We start from the raw sequence: 19901 nt of genomic DNA on the forward strand, positions 1-19901 counted from the left end.
TATAGCATTTATGGAGGATACATGAGTATTGCATCAAAGCGCATTGGATGGATTGGAACAGGTGTAATGGGTAAATCCATGTGCAAACATTTGATTACATCTGGTTGCACTGCCTTTGTGTACAATCGTAGCGCAGAAAAAACCAAGGAACTTACCGACATGGGGGCAACGCTCTGCAGTTCACCTGCTGAGGTTGCTGCCAACAGTGATGTTGTTTTTACAATTGTAGGTTTTCCTCAAGATGTTGAAGAAGTAATTCTTGGAGAAAACGGCGTTCTGGCAAATGCAAAAGAAGGTACAATAGTAGTAGATATGACAACATCAACACCTTCTCTGGCAAAACGCATTGCTGAAGTTGCTGCATCAAAAAATATGGCGGCTCTGGATGCTCCAGTGTCTGGTGGCGATTTAGGTGCCCGTGAAGGAACGCTAGCCATTATGGTTGGTGGTGATTCAGCAACGTATGAGGCTATGCTTCCATTTTTTGAGGTAATGGGCAAGAACATTCAGCGTATGGGTGAATCGGGCGCAGGTCAACACTGCAAAATGGCAAATCAAATTCTTATTGCCGGAACAATGATCGGAACCGTTGAATCTTTGCTTTATGCAGCAAAAACAGGCATGGATCTAGAGCAGGTAATCGACGTTATCGGCAGTGGCGCCGCAGGTTCATGGTCTATTAACAACCTCGGCAGACGGATTGCAAAAAGTGATTTTGATCCCGGTTTCTTTATTAAGCACTTCGTAAAAGACATGGGCATCGCTCTTGAAGAGTCCGCAAGAATGAATTTGTCCCTTCCGGGACTCGCAATGGCTAATCAATTTTATGTGGCTGCAAAAGCACAGGGGCTGGAAAATCTTGGTACGCAGGGGCTCTATAAAGTCTTTGAAGCTATGAATCAGGCGTAAGTCTTTTTCGTTTCAGGTAGAGATTGTCAGAATGTGTTTAACAGTTTTATTTTGTAGCTCTTTTTTTGCAATTTCTTTTTTCAAGAGTGGATAAGGTGTTGTTAGAAGGGAAAGACTATACGAAGACTATCAGTAGTGAGGCTTGCAGGATTTTGATGTAGCTGAGCTACCAAGCAAAAAAACAAAAGGGCTGTCCTGTATCACGAGGACAGCCCTTTCTTTTTGTATTCAAGTCAGGGATGAAAGCTGGAGGCAAAAGACATTAACATCCAATTCTAATTGTAGGTTATCTGGCAGCTTCTTCTTTGAGTTCGTAAATGATCTCCTGAAGATTGCGTGCTTCGTTGTGAAGCGCAGAGACGCTCTGTTCGGCATTACCAGCCATTGAGCGAGATTCGTTCGCGATAGCATTAACTTCTTCAATAGATCTTGTAATTTCTTCAGATGCTGCGGACTGTTCTTCTGCAGCTGTTGCGATAGACTGAACTTGCGCTGCGGCAGCATCAGTCATTTCAACAATTGATTCAAGCATTTCGCCTGATACTTTAGAACGCTGCTCAGTGGACAGCATTGCTTCAGCAGATTCTTCCATGCCCTTAATGTTCTTTTGGGCAAGCTGCTGGATTGTGTTGATGCTGTTGCCGACTTCGCTTGTGGCACCCATGGTTTTTTCTGCAAGCTTTCGAACTTCATCTGCAACTACAGCGAAGCCGCGTCCTGCATCACCAGCGCGTGCTGCTTCGATTGCCGCGTTGAGTGCGAGCAGGTTGGTTTGATCTGCGATATCGTTAATTATAGTCATTACTTGGCCAATCGCATCAGACTCTCTACCAAGCTGGTCCATGTTTTCTTGCAAGGTTGTTGTAATTTTGCGCAACTCATTAATGGAGTTGATGGTGTCGTTTACAACGGACTGGCCTTCTGCAGCCTGACGTCGAGACCGTTCTGTTCGTTCTGCAGCGTCACTAGCATTACGTGCAACTTCCAGCACTGTGGCGTTCATTTCTTCCATTGCTGTTGCAGTTTCACTAATGCGGGTGAGCTGGATTTCAGAGCCTTTTTCCAGCTGACGGCTTGTTGCTGCTAAATCGGATGAGCTGGAATTGATGCTGGTTACAAGTCCAGTAAGGCGTTCGGCTGCCGTGTTGATACCTTTGCTAGTGGCTACAGCTGCCTGCTGCATAGCTTCTTCTGCTTTAGCTGCTGCTTCACGTGCAATAGTAGCCTGTTTTTGTGCTTCTTTCTCTTTTGCGGCCATGTCTTGAACGTTGTTACGTAATGTTTCTGCCATGACGCTAAGTGAGGATTGAAGGTCGGCTATTTCGTCGTTTCCTTCAACTTTAATGGTTACGTTGAGATTTCCACCTGCGATTTGCTGTGCAACTTCGTTTGCTTCCATAACAGGAGTGGTAATAGAGCGAACAAGGAAAAGACAGAATGGTGCGAAGCCGAGTAGGAGGATTACACCGATGATTGCAAGCTGAGTGGTCATGCTTTCTTTCATTCGGCTATCGAATTCGTCTTGAAGCATGTTTTTATGCTTCTCAACGTTATCGATATAAACACCTGTACCTATCCAGTATTGCGTTCCTGGAATCATTTCAGCATAGGCTAGTTTTGGTTGATTACCCTGCCCTGGCTTTTTGTAAACGTATTGCACGAATGCCCCGCCGGAAGCTGCTGCTTTTTTCAATTCGCGAACATACATTGTGCCGTTTTGGTCTGTCTGATGTCCTCTGTCTTGACCAATTATGTTTTTAAAAATTGGGTGGGCAACGCTTGTGGTGTTTTCGTAGACAAAGAAATAGCCAGATTTGTCTTCTTTAAAACGAATGTTCTCAATTGCATTTTGAATAATGTGTAGTTGCTCCTCGTGATCACTGATTCCATTCAGTTTGGAGCTGATAGAGAGTGCCAATGAGTGGGTGGCAATATGGAGCGCTTCTTTTTCTCCATCAAGCATCATGTTTTGCAAGTGAAGAACTGCTTCGTCGTTTGACTGCATTGTTGAGCGTGCATTGAACAGAAGAATTCCTAAGATGAACAGTAAAAAGACTGCAAGTAAAAGAAATACTCTTACGCGTATAGTTGTTTTTCTAAACATGTGTGCCCCTTGGATGTGAGTTGATGTACTGTGGCGATACTTTTCTTATCGGCGGGGAGAGGACTGAGTTAATTTCTTCTTTGCAAAAAAATGTAAATAAAACAACGTGTTGACTGTGTTGTTTTGAATGTATAACTATTTGTAATTATAAGTAGAAAAGAGATTTTGTGTGTTTTTGCCTGATTTCATTATGTGCATTTTACCTAAGAAAATCAGGCAGAGGAGTATTTATAACTGGATGTAAATTTATATTTACATTTTTTATAGAGAGGAGTCTTTATTGTTGTGGAGGTTGTATAGCTAATTAGATAAAAAAAGAAGGGCGCATATGCGCCCTTCTTACTATATCACTTTAGGAAGTGTTGCAGACTATTTGAGATTTTCTGCAAGGAGTTCCGCAATGTGGGTAACTTTCATACCGTTGTTACGAACATTGGAACCGCCGCCGAGGTGCAGGAGACAGCCTGGGCAGTCTGCAACGAGGCGTTTTGCGCCGGTTGCTTCAATGTTGGTAAGTTTTTTGTCCAGAAGGGTAGAAGAAAGTTCTGGGAATTTAACGGTGAAGGTACCGCCAAAGCCACAACATACATCTTCTTCTGCAGATGGTGCGTAATCGCCAGCCATTTCGATGAGGTTACGAGGCTGTTCAACAACTTTGAGCTCACGGCAGAGGTGACAAGATGCGTGGTATGCAACTTTTTCACTGGATTTGTTGAAGTCATCAGCGGACACGCCAAGTACGTCATGAACATAAGAGGAGAAGTCGATAACCTTAGCAGAGAAACGTTCTACTTTTTCTTTGTAGCCAGGTTCTTTTTCGAGAAGTTCTGCGTAGCCTTCTTTAAGGTGTGAAGCACAGGATGCACAAAGGGTTACGATGTAATCGCAGTTAGCACCTTCAAATGCGTCAACGTTCTGTTTAGCAACGTCGATGGTAGCCTGTTTTTCACCCATCATCTGTACTGGGAGACCACAACAGCTCTGATCCATTGGGAAGTCGATAGCAACGTTATGGCGAGCCATAACTTTTACTGCTGCTTCCATCTGCTCTGGGTACACGAAGTCCTGAACACAGCCGGAGAAGAGTGCAACGCGGTGTTTTGGGTTGTGTACCATTGGCTTGATTTCGCTGAAGCGATCGCGGAACGGCTTATCTGCGATAGCTGGGAAAGAACGGAAACCCTGATCTTTCATGAACATGAGCGGCAGGTGACGCAGGTATGGCCCTTTTTTCATTGGAGCCTGTGCCCATTTACCGAAGCGAAGCAGGGAGTGGAACAGTTTGCGGTTCTTGAGAACTTTACCGAGGAGGTTGGTCTCAATAGGCATACCGTTGTCCTGGTTGATTCGAGCGCGGAGTTCTTTAATGAGACCTGGGAGGTCGATACCGCCTGCGCAAATGCTCTTACATGCACCACAGTTGATACAGTTGTGAACGAGGTTCTTAGCTTTTTCTTCACCGTGGAAGAAGTAAGTAAGAATGAGGCCGATTGCACCAATGTAGATGTGACCCATTTTGTGGCCGCCAACGAGACGGTAAACAGGACAAACGTTCGCACAAGCACCACAGCGTACGCAGCGGAAAATCTGAGAGAACATTTCATCTTCAGCGATCTTAGAACGACCGTTATCGAGGAAAACAATGTGCATTTCTTTTTTGTTGTCTTCGCCGATAGCACATTCGTTTGCACCGCCAATCCAGGTTACGTAAGAGGTCAGAGCCTGACCGGTAGCGTTACGAGGAAGAGCTTTAAGAGCAGTAAGAGCGTCAGTAAGTTTAGGAACGAGTTTGTCGATACCTGCAATCGCAACGTGGATGCGTGGTGAAGTGGTGGTAAGACGTGCGTTACCTTCGTTAGTTGCGATACCAATGTGGCCGTTTTCAGCAACACAGAAGTTAGCACCGGAAACGCCCATATCTGCATCTGCAAAGTCACGACGAAGCTCACGACGAGCAACTTTAGTGAGTTTTACAGGGTCGGAATCGAGTTTTTCACCGGTACGCTTGGAGAAGAGATCCTGAACCTGGTAACGGGAAAGGTGAATCGCAGGCATAACCATGTGGGAAGGACCCTCATGGCGCATCTGGATGATCCATTCACCGAGATCTGTTTCAACTACGTTGAGGTTCTCGTCTTCGAGGTAGTGGTTAAGAAGAGTTTCTTCAGAAGTCATAGACTTAGATTTGATGATCTTCTTAACGTTGTTCTTCTTGGCAATGTCAGCGATGATGCGGTTAGCTTCTTCAGCGTCTTTTGCAACGTGAACGTGTACACCACGTTTTTCAGCTTGCTCTGTGAACTGCTTCAACAGTGCTGCGTTGTTTTTTACAGCGTAGTCTTTGCAGTCAGCAATTTTCTTGATGAGAGCTTTTTCATCAATATTAGCAAATGCTTTTGCACGGTTTTCACGGTAACCAACAGCAAATGCGTCCATGGATTTACGCAGAAACTCGTTATCAAGAGCTTCCTGCATGTCTTCGCGGTATTCTTTGAGATTTTCAGCGTTATGCATGATTAGTCCTCCAGGAGAAGAATGTGCAGTTCGAGTGGGCCATGTGCACCGATAGCAAGTGTGCGCTCGATATCAGCGGTACGGCTTGGGCCAGTGATGAATGCGGTGTAAGCAACGCCGCTCATCAGTTCGAGCAGAAGCTGTTCTGCTGCGATGGAGTCCTCGTAGATTTTGGAAGCTGGGAGCACTGCAATGTGTGCTTCAGAAACCATGGTAGCGAGGCGCAGTTCTTCTCCGTTGGACTGCTGAACAATAGAGCCGGTTTCAATAAGACCAGCGTCAGCAAAGGTGAAACCAGCATCGATGCCGGCCATGTAGTTACGCATACCGTCTTTGATAAGTTTTACGCCTTTAGCTTCACATTCTTTTGCGAGAGCTGCGTACTGCTCATCAGAAAGTTCTGGTGCAGCCATAATTTTTTCTTTTGCAAATTCTGGCTGTGGTGCGTCAGGGCTGGAAGGAATAAGAAGTTCGCATGGATTTTTTTCGGCAACGTAGTTTGCAGCGTATGCATACGCTTCATCCATGGATTTAATGCTGGTAACTTTAGCTGCTACCAGTTCTGCTTTTTCGCGAAAAAGCTCTTTCAGGTCGCTCATGTGACACTCCTGAGACTATGGCATTCAAATGGAATACCGCTGGGCATACCCCTTTACCGCTGCATCCTGAGGTCCTCAGGCGGGTCGGGTGCATGCAGAACAGCAACCGTAATGGTTGTAGAATCTCCTCATCGGATGAATGTCGTACAGAACTTGGTCTTCCGGACAAGTTTAGCAAAGCGGCAACTAAAAAGCTTTGCCTGTACGGTACACTCAACTTTTCTGCTAGGATCTAGAATGGCAGCAGAAAAGAAATGCATATGCAGTAATGCAATCCGTACTTGTCATGTGGCAACTGAATTAGGCGGGTCAGGCGTAATGCTATTCAGATTTCCAAGACAGTTTTTGACACAGTTTATTGTAATCAAACGCGTTATCAACAAGTTCAGCGCCGCGTTTAATTTTGACCAGTTCACGAAGTTTCTGGCTGTTCAGAATGAGTTCCATACGCTTGGCAACCGTATAGGTATCTTCTGAAACCTGAATGACAGGCACACCCAGTTGTTCGGAACGGGCACGTACAATTTCGTTAGGAGTGATGTTGCCTGTCACGATAAGACAAGGGCAGCCACCTTCCATAGCAACGAGCTGTAAGTCTGTTCTGTCGCCACCTACAATGGTGGCAAGATTGGCTGACTGGCGGAAGTACGTCATGAAGTTTTCCACCTGCATTGTACCAATCAGGAAGTTCTGAATAATACGCTGGGACTGAGAATTACCTGAGATGATTTTTCCTTTAAGGCGCCAAGCGAGCTCAGATGCTTTAATGGCGTTAAGCATCGGGTCGCGAGGAACCATACCGAATACATCAACATCATTCTTTTCTAAGAAAGGAATGAGGATATCTTCTGCATCGCGTGAAAAATCTTCCGGTACGTCGTTGAACAGGACACCAAGCATGTCATCGCCGAGTGTGTTCTTGATATTGAGAATAGCATCGTAATTGAGCCTGTTCCGACGGTAGCGGTCAACGAGTAAAGTCTTTAATCCAAGCTGCTTTGACAGTGTAATGCCATCCACACCCCTATGGGTGCCGGTATACTGGATGGAACCACAGCCGCCGACGAGCATTACGTCTTTGTCTTTGGATATTGTGTCGTAGGCACTCTGGATGGCGGCCAGAGCGTCTGTTTCATCTGAGAGGGTAGTGGCTCTCAGGTTATCTGGAATAATTACCGGTGTAAGTATATCCGGAGAAGTCTCTAGGCCGAGAAGTTCCTGGATGACTATGGCGTCTTCATCCCCAAAAACATCATCAACTCGTTTGGGAATAGAACCCACAGGCTTCATATAACCAACACGCATACCGCGTCGTTGCATTTCAAGCCCTAAGGCCATCAATACAATATTTTTACCCGCAAATGCGTCTGTAGAGCCTATGTAAATTCCGATCATGTATTCCCTCTCAAAGAAGATGCTTTGGAATATACCTCTTTCGGTAAAATGGCAAATGCCGGAGCAGAAACCGGCACGTTTCTGCTCCGGATTATCTTCGCAAATTAACTGAAATACTAAGCGAGTACTTTTACAGTAGCCTGAGCGATTTCAAGTTCTTCGTTGGTTGGGATAATAAGAACTTCAGTCTTGCCACCGTCGTTCAGGGAACGCTCAATGCCGCGACGAGTTGCGTTTTCTTCGGTATCAATTTTGATGCCGAAGAGTTCCATGTCAGCACAAACCATTTCACGAACGATGTCGTCGTTTTCACCGATACCAGCGGTAAATACGATAGCGTCAACATTGCCGAGTGCAGCAATGTAAGAACCAACGTATTTTTTGATGCGGTAAACGAACATGTCCAGAGCGGTTTTTGCTTTTGTGTCGCCTTTTTCTACTGCAGCGTGGATGTCACGCATGTCGCTCATGCCGCAGATACCGTAGAGGCCGGACTGCTTGTTCATGAGGGTGTCAACTTCTGCACCGGTGAGACCTTTACGATCCATGATGAAAGGAACGAGTGCAGGGTCGATATCACCACAACGGGTACCCATCATGAGGCCTTCGAGAGGGGTGATGCCCATGGTTGTGTCTACACACTTGCCTGCTTTTACAGCAGACATGGAGCAGCCGTTACCGAGGTGACAGATAACGAGGTTGAGATCTTCAGGTGCCTTACCGAGGAATTTAGCTGCTCTTTTAGCAACGAAACGGTGGGAAGTACCGTGGAAGCCGTAACGACGGATGCGGAGTTCTTCGTAAAGTTCGTAAGGGAGCGGGTAGAGGAATGCTTTCTCAGGCATGGTCTGGTGGAATTCGGTATCGAATACACCAACGTTAGGAACGCCTGGGAAAAGGTGTTCACAAACTTCAATACCAGCAAGGTTTGCAGGGTTGTGCAGAGGACCAAGCGGAATGTATTTGCGAATGATGTCTTTTACTTCGTCAGTTACTTTTACGGATTCTTTGATCTCTTCGCCACCGAGGAGTACGCGGTGACCGATTGCGTTGATCTCAGACTTGTCTTTGATCACGCCGTCTTTTTCGTCGGTAAGCAGTTCAACAACACGCTTCATAGCGGTTTCATGGTCTGCAAAAGGTTCGTCGATAACAACTTTGCGCTCGTCGTCTGTGTCTGGAGCGAGTTTGTTAACGAGTTTACCCATTTCCTGACCGATACGTTCTACGAGACCGGAACAAAGAGCGGTTTCGCTTTCCATATTGATCAGCTGAAATTTAAGGGAAGAAGAGCCGGAGTTAATTACGAGTACGTTCATCTATTTTTATCCTTTAAATGAGCTTGGCTAGATAAGCCCTTTTTCTGCCTGTGCCTGAATTGCTGTAATGGCAACAGTGTTTACAATATCTGGTACGGTACAACCGCGAGACAAGTCGTTAACAGGCTTATTGAGTCCCTGCAAGACTGGCCCAATTGCTACTGCATTTGCAGCACGCTGTACAGCTTTGTAGGTGTTGTTACCAGTGTTGAGGTCAGGGAAGATGAATACAGTGGCCTGACCGGCAACATCAGAATCAGGAAGCTTAGTAGCAGCAACGTCTGCATCAATAGCGGCATCATACTGGAGTGGGCCTTCCAGTTTGAGCTGAGGCGCGCGTTCTTTTGCAATTTTAGTTGCTTCAATAACTTTTTCTACATCCGCACCTTTACCGGAAGAACCAGTAGAGTAGGAAAGCATTGCAATGCGTGGGTCAACATTGAAAATGCGTGCAGTCTCTGCAGAGCCGATTGCGATTTCAGCAAGCTGATCAGAATTAGGGTTCGGGTTAACTGCGCAGTCACCGAATACGAGAACACGGTCTTTGAGGCACATGAGGAAAACGGAAGAAACGATAGATGCTTCCGGTTTGGTTTTGATAAACTCAAACGCAGGGCGAATTGTGTGGGCAGTGGTGTTAACCGCACCGGATACCATGCCGTCTGCATCGCCTTTTTTAACCATCATGGTACCGTAGTAGGTAGGATCACACATGGTGTCACGTGCGTGTTCCATGCTGATACCTTTTTTCTTACGTGCTTCGAAGTAGGTTTCTACGTAGTCTTCAAAGTTAGGAGCAAGTTCCGGCTGGATAATCGCTACATTAGGAAGATGGAGACCTAAGTCAGAAATTTTCTGTTTAACAACGTCGATGTTGCCAAGGAGAATGATTTCTGCAACGCCGCGACGGTTGAGCATTTCTGCTGCACGCAGAATGCGCTCTTCCTGACCTTCAGGGAGAACAATGCGCATTTTGTTCGCTTTAGCCTTTTCAATAAGGTTAAACTCAAACATCTTTGGCGTAATTTTTTCAGATTTACGGGAGATAATGCGGCTAGCAATTTCTCTTGTATCTACGTTGTCTTCGAAAATACCCAGAGCAGTCGCAACACGACGGGTATCTTCAGGATCAATTCGACCGTAAAGCTGGTTAAGTGCCTGAATAGCAAGGTAAGTGTGCTGCTTTACGCTGACTACTGGAATCGGTGCTGCAGACCAACCTTCTACCAGGCGACGAACATTGGCAGACATTTCAAGGCCACCGGTAAGTACGATACCGGAGATATCCGGGTATGCGGAAGACATACGGGAGGCGAGAGTGGAAATGATGATGTCAGAACGGTCACCAGGGGTGATAACAAGGCTAGCTTCTTTTACGTAATCGAGGAAGTTGCCAATCTGCATTGCAGCAACGCACAGGTCGTCTACACGGGTGTCGAGGCGGTCTTCGCCGTAGATAACTTCACCGTCGAGCCATTCAGCCACGTCTTTCATGGTTGGTTTGCTCAGGGTTGGTTCTTCAGGAATAATGTAAACGGCAAGTGCATGGTCAGCATCTTCTTTGGTGCCGAGCTGAGATATGATGTCAGCGCAGTGCTCGGAAGTTACTTCAGCACGGTTGATGATGGAAGCAACAATGTCGAGACCTTTGTCTTCAAGGGAATCGAGAATGAGCTTAGTAGAGCTGATGATTTCTTCACAGTCCTGTTTTTGTCCGTTGATAACAACAAGAACAGGAGAGCCTAAGTTAGCGGCGATGTCTGCGTTGAGATCGAATTCGAAAGCAGGATCTTTACCAAGGAAGTCAGTACCTTCGCAAAGAACGAAATCGTATTTGCTGGCGAGCTGAGTGTACTTGTTAAGAATGTTTTCGAGCAGCATGGAACGCTGACCGTTATTGATCAACTCACGTGCCTGGTTGAGGGTGTATGCGTAGGTATCCTCGTACGGGATTTCGATGCCGAAATATTCAAGAATCAGATTAATATCGTGGTCTTTTTTACCGTGTTCATCTTCGTTGATGATCGGACGGAAGAAAGCAACTTTTCTGATGTCTTTGGTGAGCAGTTGCATCATACCAAGAACAACAGCAGATTTACCTGTTCTTGCTTCGGTAGCAGTAATGTAAAGGTTTTGGGACACTATGGACTCCTTGCATATCCATTGATACTAGCCAATTTTTTGAACCTGCATCTCCAGAACCGCTTCCTGGAGGATACTTCTGCAGACTGATGACAAACCCGTACAAAGCGCTTTTACAGTATAAATTTCAAGCCATTACGCAGTTTGTTTATGCGTAGGGTCAAGAAACTTATCCGAGGTCGGCAATGTACGGATTTGTTTCAGTCTGTAAAGTTCAGGACTACGTCACCGAACCATAAATCGCTAAGCGATTACAGGGTGTCAGCGTAGAGTTCGATGCTGTGTTTCACTTCTACGTCGTCGTAGTTCTGTGAAAGCATGTCATTCATTTGCATCATACAAGCAGGACAGCCTGTAGATACAACTTGCGCACCGGAATCAATGATGTTGTTACGCTTACGACCCCCGATCTTCTTAGAAAGATCGTAGTGGTACAATGTGAAGGTACCGCCACATCCACAGCAACGGTCTGCTTCATTCATTTCTACCAGTTCGTAGTTGTTGTTCATGCGGATAAGGTCACGTGGCTGTTCAGCTACGCCAAGGCCCTTCTTCAAGTGACAAGAGTCATGGAAGGTTACCTTTTTTCCGCCCTTAGGAGCTTCGCCTTCAGGCTTCACACCAAGAACATCTACGAGGAATTCGTTGATATCCATTGCTTTAGCAGCAATTTTTTCAATTTTCTTCTGTACGTCAGCCGGGTACTCTTTACCGTACTTAGGCCAGTATTTCATGATGGTAGAAATACAGGAACCACATGGGGCAACAATATAATCGTATTCGCCCTCTGCAAAGATTTCTGCATTGTATTTTACCATCTTATCATAGGCTGTTTTATCACCTGCGGAAAGAGCAGGAATACCACAACATGCCTGAGTTGCCGGCATCCACACACCAACACCGTGGTGTTTGAATACCTTGAGGCATGCTTCGCCCATGTTTGTGTACATCTTATCAGCTACACAGCCAGGGAAGAAGAGAACTCGAATACCGGATTTTCCGGCTGGAGTATCTATAGTACCATATTTTGCGTGTAATGACTGTTTAGCAACCGGATTAAAATGACGGTTGCCGATAAATGGCTCGAGCAAAGGTGCTTTACGGGTACCTTGTGTTTCAGATGCCTTTGAAGTCATCAGGTTCTGGAACTTAGAACCGAAATCAAGAAGCATGTTGAACAGTTTAGGGTTACCAACCATGCCGCGCAGAATAGCTTTCTTCACTGGGGAAAGGCCCATGTAATCGTTAACGATGGTACGAGCCTTAATGAAGATATCACTGATCTGTACGCCGGATGGGCAGTTAGCACCGCAGGAACCACAGAGCAGACAACGGTTCAGAGCTTCCTGAACACCTTCTGCATCGTTGATAAGTTCTGCTGCAAGACGTTCGAGCAGGGCAATTTTACCACGGGTTACGTCAGACTCCTTCATTGTTTCGGAGAAAACTGGACATACAGCCTGACACATGCCGCACTTCATGCAGGCAACCATCTGATCGTCCAGCTCCTGAAGGAGCTTCGCAAGTTTAGTAAGATCTGCTGACATAGTACTAACCTGCGATGATTTTACCAGGGTTGAGGATGTTATTAGGGTCGATCGCACGCTTCATATTGAGGGAGTAATCAATAGTAGCGCGGGATGTTTCTTTTTCCATCCACTTGGATTTTGCCATACCGATGCCGTGTTCGCCGGAAAGAGTACCTTTGAGAGAGAGAGCTACGTCGAATATGTTGTCAACAGCTTCCTCTACACGGTGGAATTCTTTCTGATCACGACGGTCGCAAAGAATAGTAGGGTGCAGGTTACCATCGCCAGCGTGGCCGAAGGTACCGATTGCGAGGTCGTATTTCTTCGCGATGTCGTTGATTGCTGCAACCATTGCAGGAATCTGGGAACGAGGCACAGTAGCATCTTCAAGAACAGTGGTCGGCTTAGCACGAGCAAGAGCTGGCAGCGCGTTACGACGAGCTTCCCACAGCTTGAATTTTTCTTCGGCGTCTTTTGCAACGTGAACTGCAGTCGCACCAGCTTTGGTGAGACATTTTTCAACAACAGCAGCTTCGTCAGCAACCTGTCCTGGGTGACCGTCTACTTCAATAAGAAGGATCGCAGCAGCTTCTACTGGAAGACCAGCTTTGGTGTATGCTTCAACGTGCTTGAGAGCAGCCTGGTCCATGAACTCGAGAGTACAAGGAACAACGTGAGCAGCGATGATAGCCGCAACAGCTTCAGAAGCTTTGTTAACATCGTCAAATACTGCCATCATAGCTTTGGAAGCTGCTGGTGGCGGAGTAAGCTTGAGGATGATTTCGTTGAAGATACCAAGAGTACCTTCGGATGCAGCCATAAGACCAGCGAGGTTGTAGCCGGTTACGCACTTAACAGTACGGGAGCCGGTTTTTACGAGCTGACCGTTAACGTCGAAGAAGTCCAGACCCATAACGTAGTCTTTAGTTACACCGTATTTAAGGCCACGGAGACCACCGGCGTTTTCTGCTACGTTACCACCGATGGTGGAAACAGCCTGAGAACCCGGATCTGGTGGGTAGAACAGGCCGCGTTTTGCAACTTCCTGTGCGAACTGAGCGGTAACAACACCAGGCTGAACTACGGCGTAGAGATCTTCTTCGTTGATTTCGAGGATCTTGTTCAGACCGTTGGTGAGAATAACAATGCCGTTACGCTTGTCAGGGATGGTGCCACCGGAGAGGTTTGTGCCAGCACCACGGACAGTGATAGGACAGTTGTTTTCGTTACAAAGGGCGATAACTTTGCCCAGTTCTTCGGAGTTGGTCGGGCGAACAACCAATGAAGGAGTTACAGGTTCGAGCACAGCTGAGTCGTAAGAGTATGCCTGACGCTCTGGCTCTGAAGTAAATACGTTTTCTTTGCCTACAACGGCTTCAAATTCTTTAGTTAAGGACGCACTAATCACGGAGTTCTCCTCAATAATTATGTTGTCTACATTTGGTCTTAATCTGTTCACATAAACCGGCAACGAACAGACCGACCGTACCTTTTAAAAAACGGGGCACCTTCCGCAGTAGCCCCGTTCTTCAATACACTTAGTAAGATAAGCAGGAGACAGCCCGCAGGGCTGACTCCTGCAAAGTATACTTTAGAAGAGGGTTGGGAACATTACGATGCATACAGATGCAACGATACCAACCACGATGCCGTACAGAATGAATGGCCATACGGTACGACGAAGGATGGCGCCTTCCATACCAGAGAGACCTACAACTGCACATGCTGCTACGATGTTATGGATACAAACCATGTTACCCATACCACCACCAACTGCCTGAGCAGCTACGATGAGCTGACGAGGCAAGTCGAGCTGAGCCGCCATACCCCACTGGAATTCAGCGAAGAGGAGGTCAGATACGGTGTTAGAACCAGTGATGAATGCACCCAGACCACCAACGTAGGATGCGAACATTGGCCATGCACCGCCAAAGATGTTTGCTGCAACTTCTGCCAGTGCCAGAGGCATGGAAGGAAGACCAGCTGGGTTGTTAGCGGAAAGACGGAAGATAGATACCAGCGCTACTGCGAAGAAGAGAGCGATGGATGGGTTCTTCATCTTTACGATAGCTTCACCCCATGCTTTTTTAGCGTTTTCACCGCTCATGCCGTGGAGGCCGATGGTGAGGATAGCTACGAGCATGAATGGAATAGTACCTGGGAGGTAGAGGTACTTAATTGCGTTTTTAACTTCTGGGTGACCAAGGAAACCTGCATCGAAGCCGATAGATACGCCTGCGAGCATACCTTTGAGACCGAGTTCAGGAATACGGGTAACAACGAGGATAGCACCGATAAGGATGTATGGGAGCCAAGCACGGAACTGGGACATGTGAGCAGTAAAGTCCTGAGAACCGCCTTTGATTTCGCCAACCCATTCGTCATCCCAGTCTTCTGGGTTGCCGAAGTGGAATTCTTCCTCAGGAAGACAGAAGCCCTTTTTAGCACCGAGAATAATGATACCAAGACCTACGAGACCACCGATAAGGGATGGGAACTCAGGGCCGATCATCCAAGCAAAGATGAGGTAAGGTACGATAAACGCGGTAGAAGCAAATACACAGAATTTCCAAGCACCGAAACCATCTTTCCAGCTGCGGTTAGGACCGAAGAAACGGGTGATAAAACCGAGCATGAAGATAGGAAGGAGGTAAATCATTGGTGCGTTGAAAACAGTTGCCCACTGGCCGATTACTGCGTTGAACTGGTCAACGGAAGCAAAGTTAAGGCCTGGGATGCCAGCTGCAACAGCTTGATCTACAAGCGGACGTACGTATTTAAGACCAAGGATAACCGGGGTACCAACAGCACCGAAGGTTACAGGGAAGGAGTTAAATACGAGACAGAGAATTGCTGCTGCAAGCGGCGGAAAACCGAGAGAAAGAAGCAATGGAGCTGCGAGAGCAGCAGGAGTACCAAATCCTGCAGCGCCTTCAATAAATGCTGCAAACATGAAACCGATGATGATTGCCTGAATACGACGGTCACCGGAAATCTGCTGCATGCCGTACTGAATGGTTTCCATACCACCGCTGTACTGCAGTGTGTAGAGAATGAGCAGAGCACCGAATACGATGATCAGTACGGAAATAGCGGTGATAAAGCCGTGGAAAGACATAGCTGCTACATAGCTAACATCGAGTCCCCAACCAGCCATTGCACCAAGAACAGCACATGCCCAAGCAACAGGCATAGCTTTAGTTGCAGGCCAGCGAAGGCCTACCATCAAGATGAGAGCTGCCAAAATAGGCAGAACAGCAAACATTGCCAACATAATAAAACGCTCCTCATTTAGTTTGTTAGCAACCGTATCCGTTTATCCACCATTAAAACGGATACGATTGAGTAAAAAGGTTCCCGGATTGGGCTTCCGCTCCCTCACCGGGAACCTTAATCAGCTTAGTGGGCTGCGATACTATTTAGCGTCGCGGCCGTCTTCGCAGGCTTCGCCAGAAGCTTTGCCAGCGTGTTCTGCTACTGTTGCAGATTCACAGCGTTCGCCGCTGCCACCTTTAGCTGCAACAGGTGCACCAGGAGCTGCTACTTCGATACCTGGCAGTTCGCTCAGGGATTTGAAGTACTCGTAGCGCTTCATGTAGTCCTGCTCGATCTGAGCACGGAGGCGCTTGGATTCTTCTGGTGCAATCTTCTCGAGCAGAGCGTAACGGTTTTCGCCAGAGAGGAATTCCTGGATCTGACCGTTAGGTGCTTTGGACTCGTAGGTGAATGGGTTTTTGCCTTCGTCAGCGAGAACTGGGTTGTAGCGGTAGAGTGGCCAGTAACCAGTTTCAACTGCGATTTTTTCTTCTTCGATGGATTTGCCCATACCTTTACGGATACCCTGGTTGATACAAGGTGCGTAACAGATAACGATGGACGGACCGTCGAATTCTTCAGCTTCTTTGAATGCCTTGAGAACCTGGTTCATGTTTGCACCCATGGATACGGATGCAACGTAAACGTAGCCGTAAGACATTGCGATAAGGCCGAGGTCTTTCTTACCTACTTTTTTACCGGAAGCTGCCATTTTCGCGATGGAGCCGAGTGGGGTAGCTTTAGAAGACTGACCACCGGTGTTGGAGTACACTTCGGTATCCATTACGAGAATGTTGATGTCTTCACCGGAAGCGAGAACGTGGTCAACACCACCGAAGCCGATGTCGTATGCCCAACCGTCACCACCGAATACCCATACGGATTTCTTGGTGAAGAGGTCAGCCATGGAGTAGAGTTCGTGAGTCATTTCGCTGTGCTCTACGCCTGCTTCGATGAGTGCGAGTACTTCTTCGCCTGCTGCTGCAGATGCTTCACCCTGGTCTTTAACTTCGAGCCAAGCCTGGAGTGCATCTTTGAGCTGTGCGTTTTCAACGGTGTCGATAGCGGTTTTTACAACTGCTTCGAGTTTGTTGCGACGCTGGGTGTAAGCCATGCCCATACCGTAACCAAATTCAGCAGCGTCCTCGAAGAGGGAGTTACCCCAAGCTGGACCGTGACCGTTTTTGTTTACAGTGTATGGAGTGGTAGGTGCAGATGCACCCCAAATGGAAGAACAACCAGTTGCGTTGGAGATGATCATACGCTCACCGAACATCTGGGTGAGGAGTTTAACGTATGGAGTTTCACCACAACCCGCACATGCACCGGAGAATTCCATCAGAGGCTGCTGGAACTGAGAGCCTTTGAGGGAGTCGCGGGACATGAGGTTGTCTTTGAGTTCGATTGCTTCTTCTGCGAATGCAAGGTTAGCAGCCTGCTCTTCAATCTGAGTTTCGATAGGCTTCATAACGAGTGCACTTTCTTTCGCAGGGCAAACGTTCGCACAAGAACCACAGCCGAGGCAGTCTTCTGCGTATACCTGCATGCGGTACTTCAGACCTTTTACTTCTTTGCCTTTAGCATCGATAGTAGTGAAGGTAGCTGGAGCATCAGCAAGCTCTTCTTCAGTAGCAAGTACTGGACGAATTGCAGCGTGAGGACAAACGTAGGAACAGCGGTTACACTGGATGCAGTTGTCCTGTACCCATTCTGGTACGAGGATAGCTACGCCACGTTTTTCAAACGCTGCGGTACCAACAGGGAAGAGTCCGTCCGGTTCGAAAGCGGAAACTGGAAGTTTGTCACCTTTCTGTGCAAGGATAGGACGAACAACGTTGGTGATGAATTCTGGAGCATCGCCGGTGCAAGCGCCTTCTTCAGAAGCAGTTGCCCAGTCAGCAGGAATTTTAACTTCAACGAGAGCGTCAACAGCTTTATCAACAGCGTCAACGTTCATCTTAACAATGTGGTCACCTTTCTTACCGTATGCTTTCTGAATGGAGTCTTTCAGGAGAGCTACAGCCTGTTCGAAAGGCATTACGTTAGCAAGCTTAAAGAATGCAGTCTGCATTACCATGTTGATGCGACCGCCAAGGCCTACTTCAGATGCGATCTTAACAGCATCTACGTTGTAGAACTTGATGTTCTTTTCAGCGAGAGTGCGCTTCATGGAAGCTGGGAGGTGTTCGTTCATTTCCTCTGGAGACCAGTTGGAGTTCAGAACGAAGGTGCCGCCCTCTTTGATGCCATCAAGAAGGTCGTACTGGTTAACGTATGCAGACTTGTGACAAGCAACGTAGTCAGCTGCGTTAACAAGGTAAGTAGACTGAATTTTTTCGTTACCGAAACGCAGGTGGGATACGGTGAAGCCGCCGGACTTTTTGGAGTCGTAAGCGAAGTAACCCTGTGCGTACATGTCGGTGTTGTCACCGATGATTTTGATAGCCTGCTTGTTAGCACCAACAGTACCGTCAGCACCGAGACCGAAGAACTTACACTGAACAGTGCCAGCTGGAACGGTGTCGAGTACGCTACCAACAGTAAGGGAAGAACGGGTAACGTCGTCGTTGATACCAACAGTGAAGTGGTTCTTAGGACCGGTTACTTTCATGTTCTCGTATACTGCGAGTACGTCAGCAGGGGTGAATTCTTTGGAACCGAGACCGTAGCGACCGGAAAGAATCACTGGCATTTCGCCGTGTTCTTTGAATGCTGCACAAACGTCAAGGTAGAGAGGGTCGCCAATAGCGCCTGGTTCTTTAGTACGATCAAGAACGGTGAAGATTTCTGCGGTAGCAGGAATAACTTCGAGCATGTGCTTGATGGAGAACGGACGGTAAAGACGAACTTTAAGAAGACCTACTTTTTCGCCTTTTTCGGTGAGGTAGTTAACTACTTCTTCGATGGTTTCGTTACCGGAGCCCATACATACGATTACGCGCTCGGCTTCTTCGTGACCAACGAATTCGAAAGGCTTGTAGGAACGGCCGGTGATGCTTTCAACTTTAGCCATTGCATCGATAACTGCTGAAGGAACAGCATCGTAGAATGGGTTACAAGCTTCACGTGCCTGGAAGTAAATATCTGGGTTCTGAGCGGTACCACGGAGGTGTGGGTGCTCAGGATTCATTGCGTTCTGACGGAAAGCTTCAATTTTCTCGTAGTTAACTACTTTTTTGATGTCTTCGTAGTCGATAACTTCGATTTTCTGAAGTTCGTGAGAAGTACGGAAACCGTCGAAGAAGTGACAGAAAGGAACGCTGGTTTCGATTGCTGCAAGGTGAGCAACGAGAGCCATGTCCATAGCTTCCTGTACGGAGTTGGAACACAGGAATGCAAAGCCGGTCTGACGACAAGCCATTACGTCCTGATGGTCACCGAAGATGGAAAGTGCATGTGATGCGAGAGCACGTGCAGAAACATGGAAAACGCCAGGGAGAAGTTCACCAGCGATTTTGTACATGTTAGGGATCATGAGCAGGAGGCCCTGAGACGCTGTAAAGGTAGAGGTCAGCGCACCTGCTGCGAGACAGCCGTGTACCGCGCCAGCCGCACCAGCTTCAGACTGAAGCTGACGGATGGAAACTGTCTGGTCGAAGATGTTTTTCTTGCCGGCAGCAGCCCAGTCGTCTGCAGCTTCTGCCATGTTGGATGATGGAGTGATCGGGTAGATCGCAGCTGTGTCACTCAATGCGTACGCAATATGCGCGGCAGCTGTGTTACCATCCATAGTTTTCATAGTCTTGGCCATTAGAGTAACTCCTTTATGTAGCCTGAAAGCATGTGGGTCATGCTGTCCTGCCTCTTCCAGTTCGTTGCAGTTTCTGAAGACTACCTGGAATGCGGGTTTATCCCCGCCCCACATTCCACGAATGAAAAAAACAGGGTGATCGGGTTAACCAATACAAAAGATATGCCACTTGTGTGATTTTTGATAAGTCCATTTAAAACAGGCTGTTATTTTTTAGCTTGCTGTGGTGGAATTTTCTTTAATCACAATTGTGTCTGAAAAATAAGACTCACCGAGGTTTACACACGCGGTATTACACGAGTAATCGTGGGTTCAAAATACGTT

At 47.2% G+C, this 19901-nt stretch carries 11 protein-coding genes; 1 reads left to right on the forward strand and 10 read right to left on the reverse strand.

The features are described 5' to 3' along the window. Positions 1 to 21 precede the first annotated feature (21 nt). Positions 22 to 909: an NAD(P)-dependent oxidoreductase gene (locus BUR09_RS08325; RefSeq protein ID WP_074216493.1), complete on the forward strand. Its 888-nt coding sequence runs from the start codon at positions 22 to 24 to the stop codon at positions 907 to 909. Positions 910 to 1195: 286 nt separating this feature from the next. On the opposite strand, the gene BUR09_RS08330 is transcribed toward BUR09_RS08325, so the two are convergent. The 10 genes from BUR09_RS08330 to nifJ all read right to left on the reverse strand — a co-directional run bounded on the left by BUR09_RS08330 (position 1196) and on the right by nifJ (position 19577). Further along, a complete protein-coding gene (locus BUR09_RS08330) occupies positions 1196 to 3013 on the reverse strand; it encodes a methyl-accepting chemotaxis protein (RefSeq protein WP_074216494.1) in 1818 nt (605 codons plus the stop codon). A 369-nt stretch (positions 3014 to 3382) separates the two neighbouring features. Beyond that, positions 3383 to 5527, reverse strand: coding sequence for an L-lactate dehydrogenase (quinone) large subunit LdhH (ldhH, locus tag BUR09_RS08335; RefSeq protein WP_074216495.1), 2145 nt, complete (start codon positions 5525 to 5527; stop codon positions 3383 to 3385). Between the two features lie 2 nt (positions 5528 to 5529). Next, a complete protein-coding gene (locus tag BUR09_RS08340; protein WP_074216496.1) occupies positions 5530 to 6126 on the reverse strand; it encodes a lactate utilization protein in 597 nt (198 codons plus the stop codon). A 321-nt stretch (positions 6127 to 6447) separates the two neighbouring features. After that, positions 6448 to 7521: a DRTGG domain-containing protein gene (locus BUR09_RS08345; RefSeq protein WP_074216497.1), complete on the reverse strand. Its 1074-nt coding sequence runs from the start codon at positions 7519 to 7521 to the stop codon at positions 6448 to 6450. A 116-nt stretch (positions 7522 to 7637) separates the two neighbouring features. After that, positions 7638 to 8840, reverse strand: a complete 1203-nt coding sequence (locus BUR09_RS08350; RefSeq protein ID WP_074216498.1) for an acetate kinase — start codon at positions 8838 to 8840, stop codon at positions 7638 to 7640. A 27-nt stretch (positions 8841 to 8867) separates the two neighbouring features. Continuing rightward, positions 8868 to 10982, reverse strand: a complete 2115-nt coding sequence (gene pta / locus BUR09_RS08355) for a phosphate acetyltransferase (RefSeq protein ID WP_074216499.1) — start codon at positions 10980 to 10982, stop codon at positions 8868 to 8870. A gap of 251 nt (positions 10983 to 11233) precedes the next feature. After that, positions 11234 to 12529, reverse strand: coding sequence for a (Fe-S)-binding protein (locus BUR09_RS08360; protein ID WP_074216500.1), 1296 nt, complete (start codon positions 12527 to 12529; stop codon positions 11234 to 11236). A 4-nt stretch (positions 12530 to 12533) separates the two neighbouring features. Next, positions 12534 to 13919, reverse strand: coding sequence for an FAD-binding oxidoreductase (locus tag BUR09_RS08365; RefSeq protein ID WP_074216501.1), 1386 nt, complete (start codon positions 13917 to 13919; stop codon positions 12534 to 12536). A 183-nt stretch (positions 13920 to 14102) separates the two neighbouring features. After that, positions 14103 to 15785, reverse strand: coding sequence for an L-lactate permease (locus BUR09_RS08370; RefSeq protein WP_074216502.1), 1683 nt, complete (start codon positions 15783 to 15785; stop codon positions 14103 to 14105). A 141-nt stretch (positions 15786 to 15926) separates the two neighbouring features. Next, positions 15927 to 19577, reverse strand: a complete 3651-nt coding sequence (nifJ, locus tag BUR09_RS08375; RefSeq protein ID WP_074216503.1) for a pyruvate:ferredoxin (flavodoxin) oxidoreductase — start codon at positions 19575 to 19577, stop codon at positions 15927 to 15929. Positions 19578 to 19901: the final 324 nt, after the last annotated feature.

Origin of the sequence: Halodesulfovibrio marinisediminis DSM 17456 (assembly GCF_900129975.1) — a bacterium.
GTDB classification, from domain to species: domain Bacteria; phylum Desulfobacterota; class Desulfovibrionia; order Desulfovibrionales; family Desulfovibrionaceae; genus Halodesulfovibrio; species Halodesulfovibrio marinisediminis.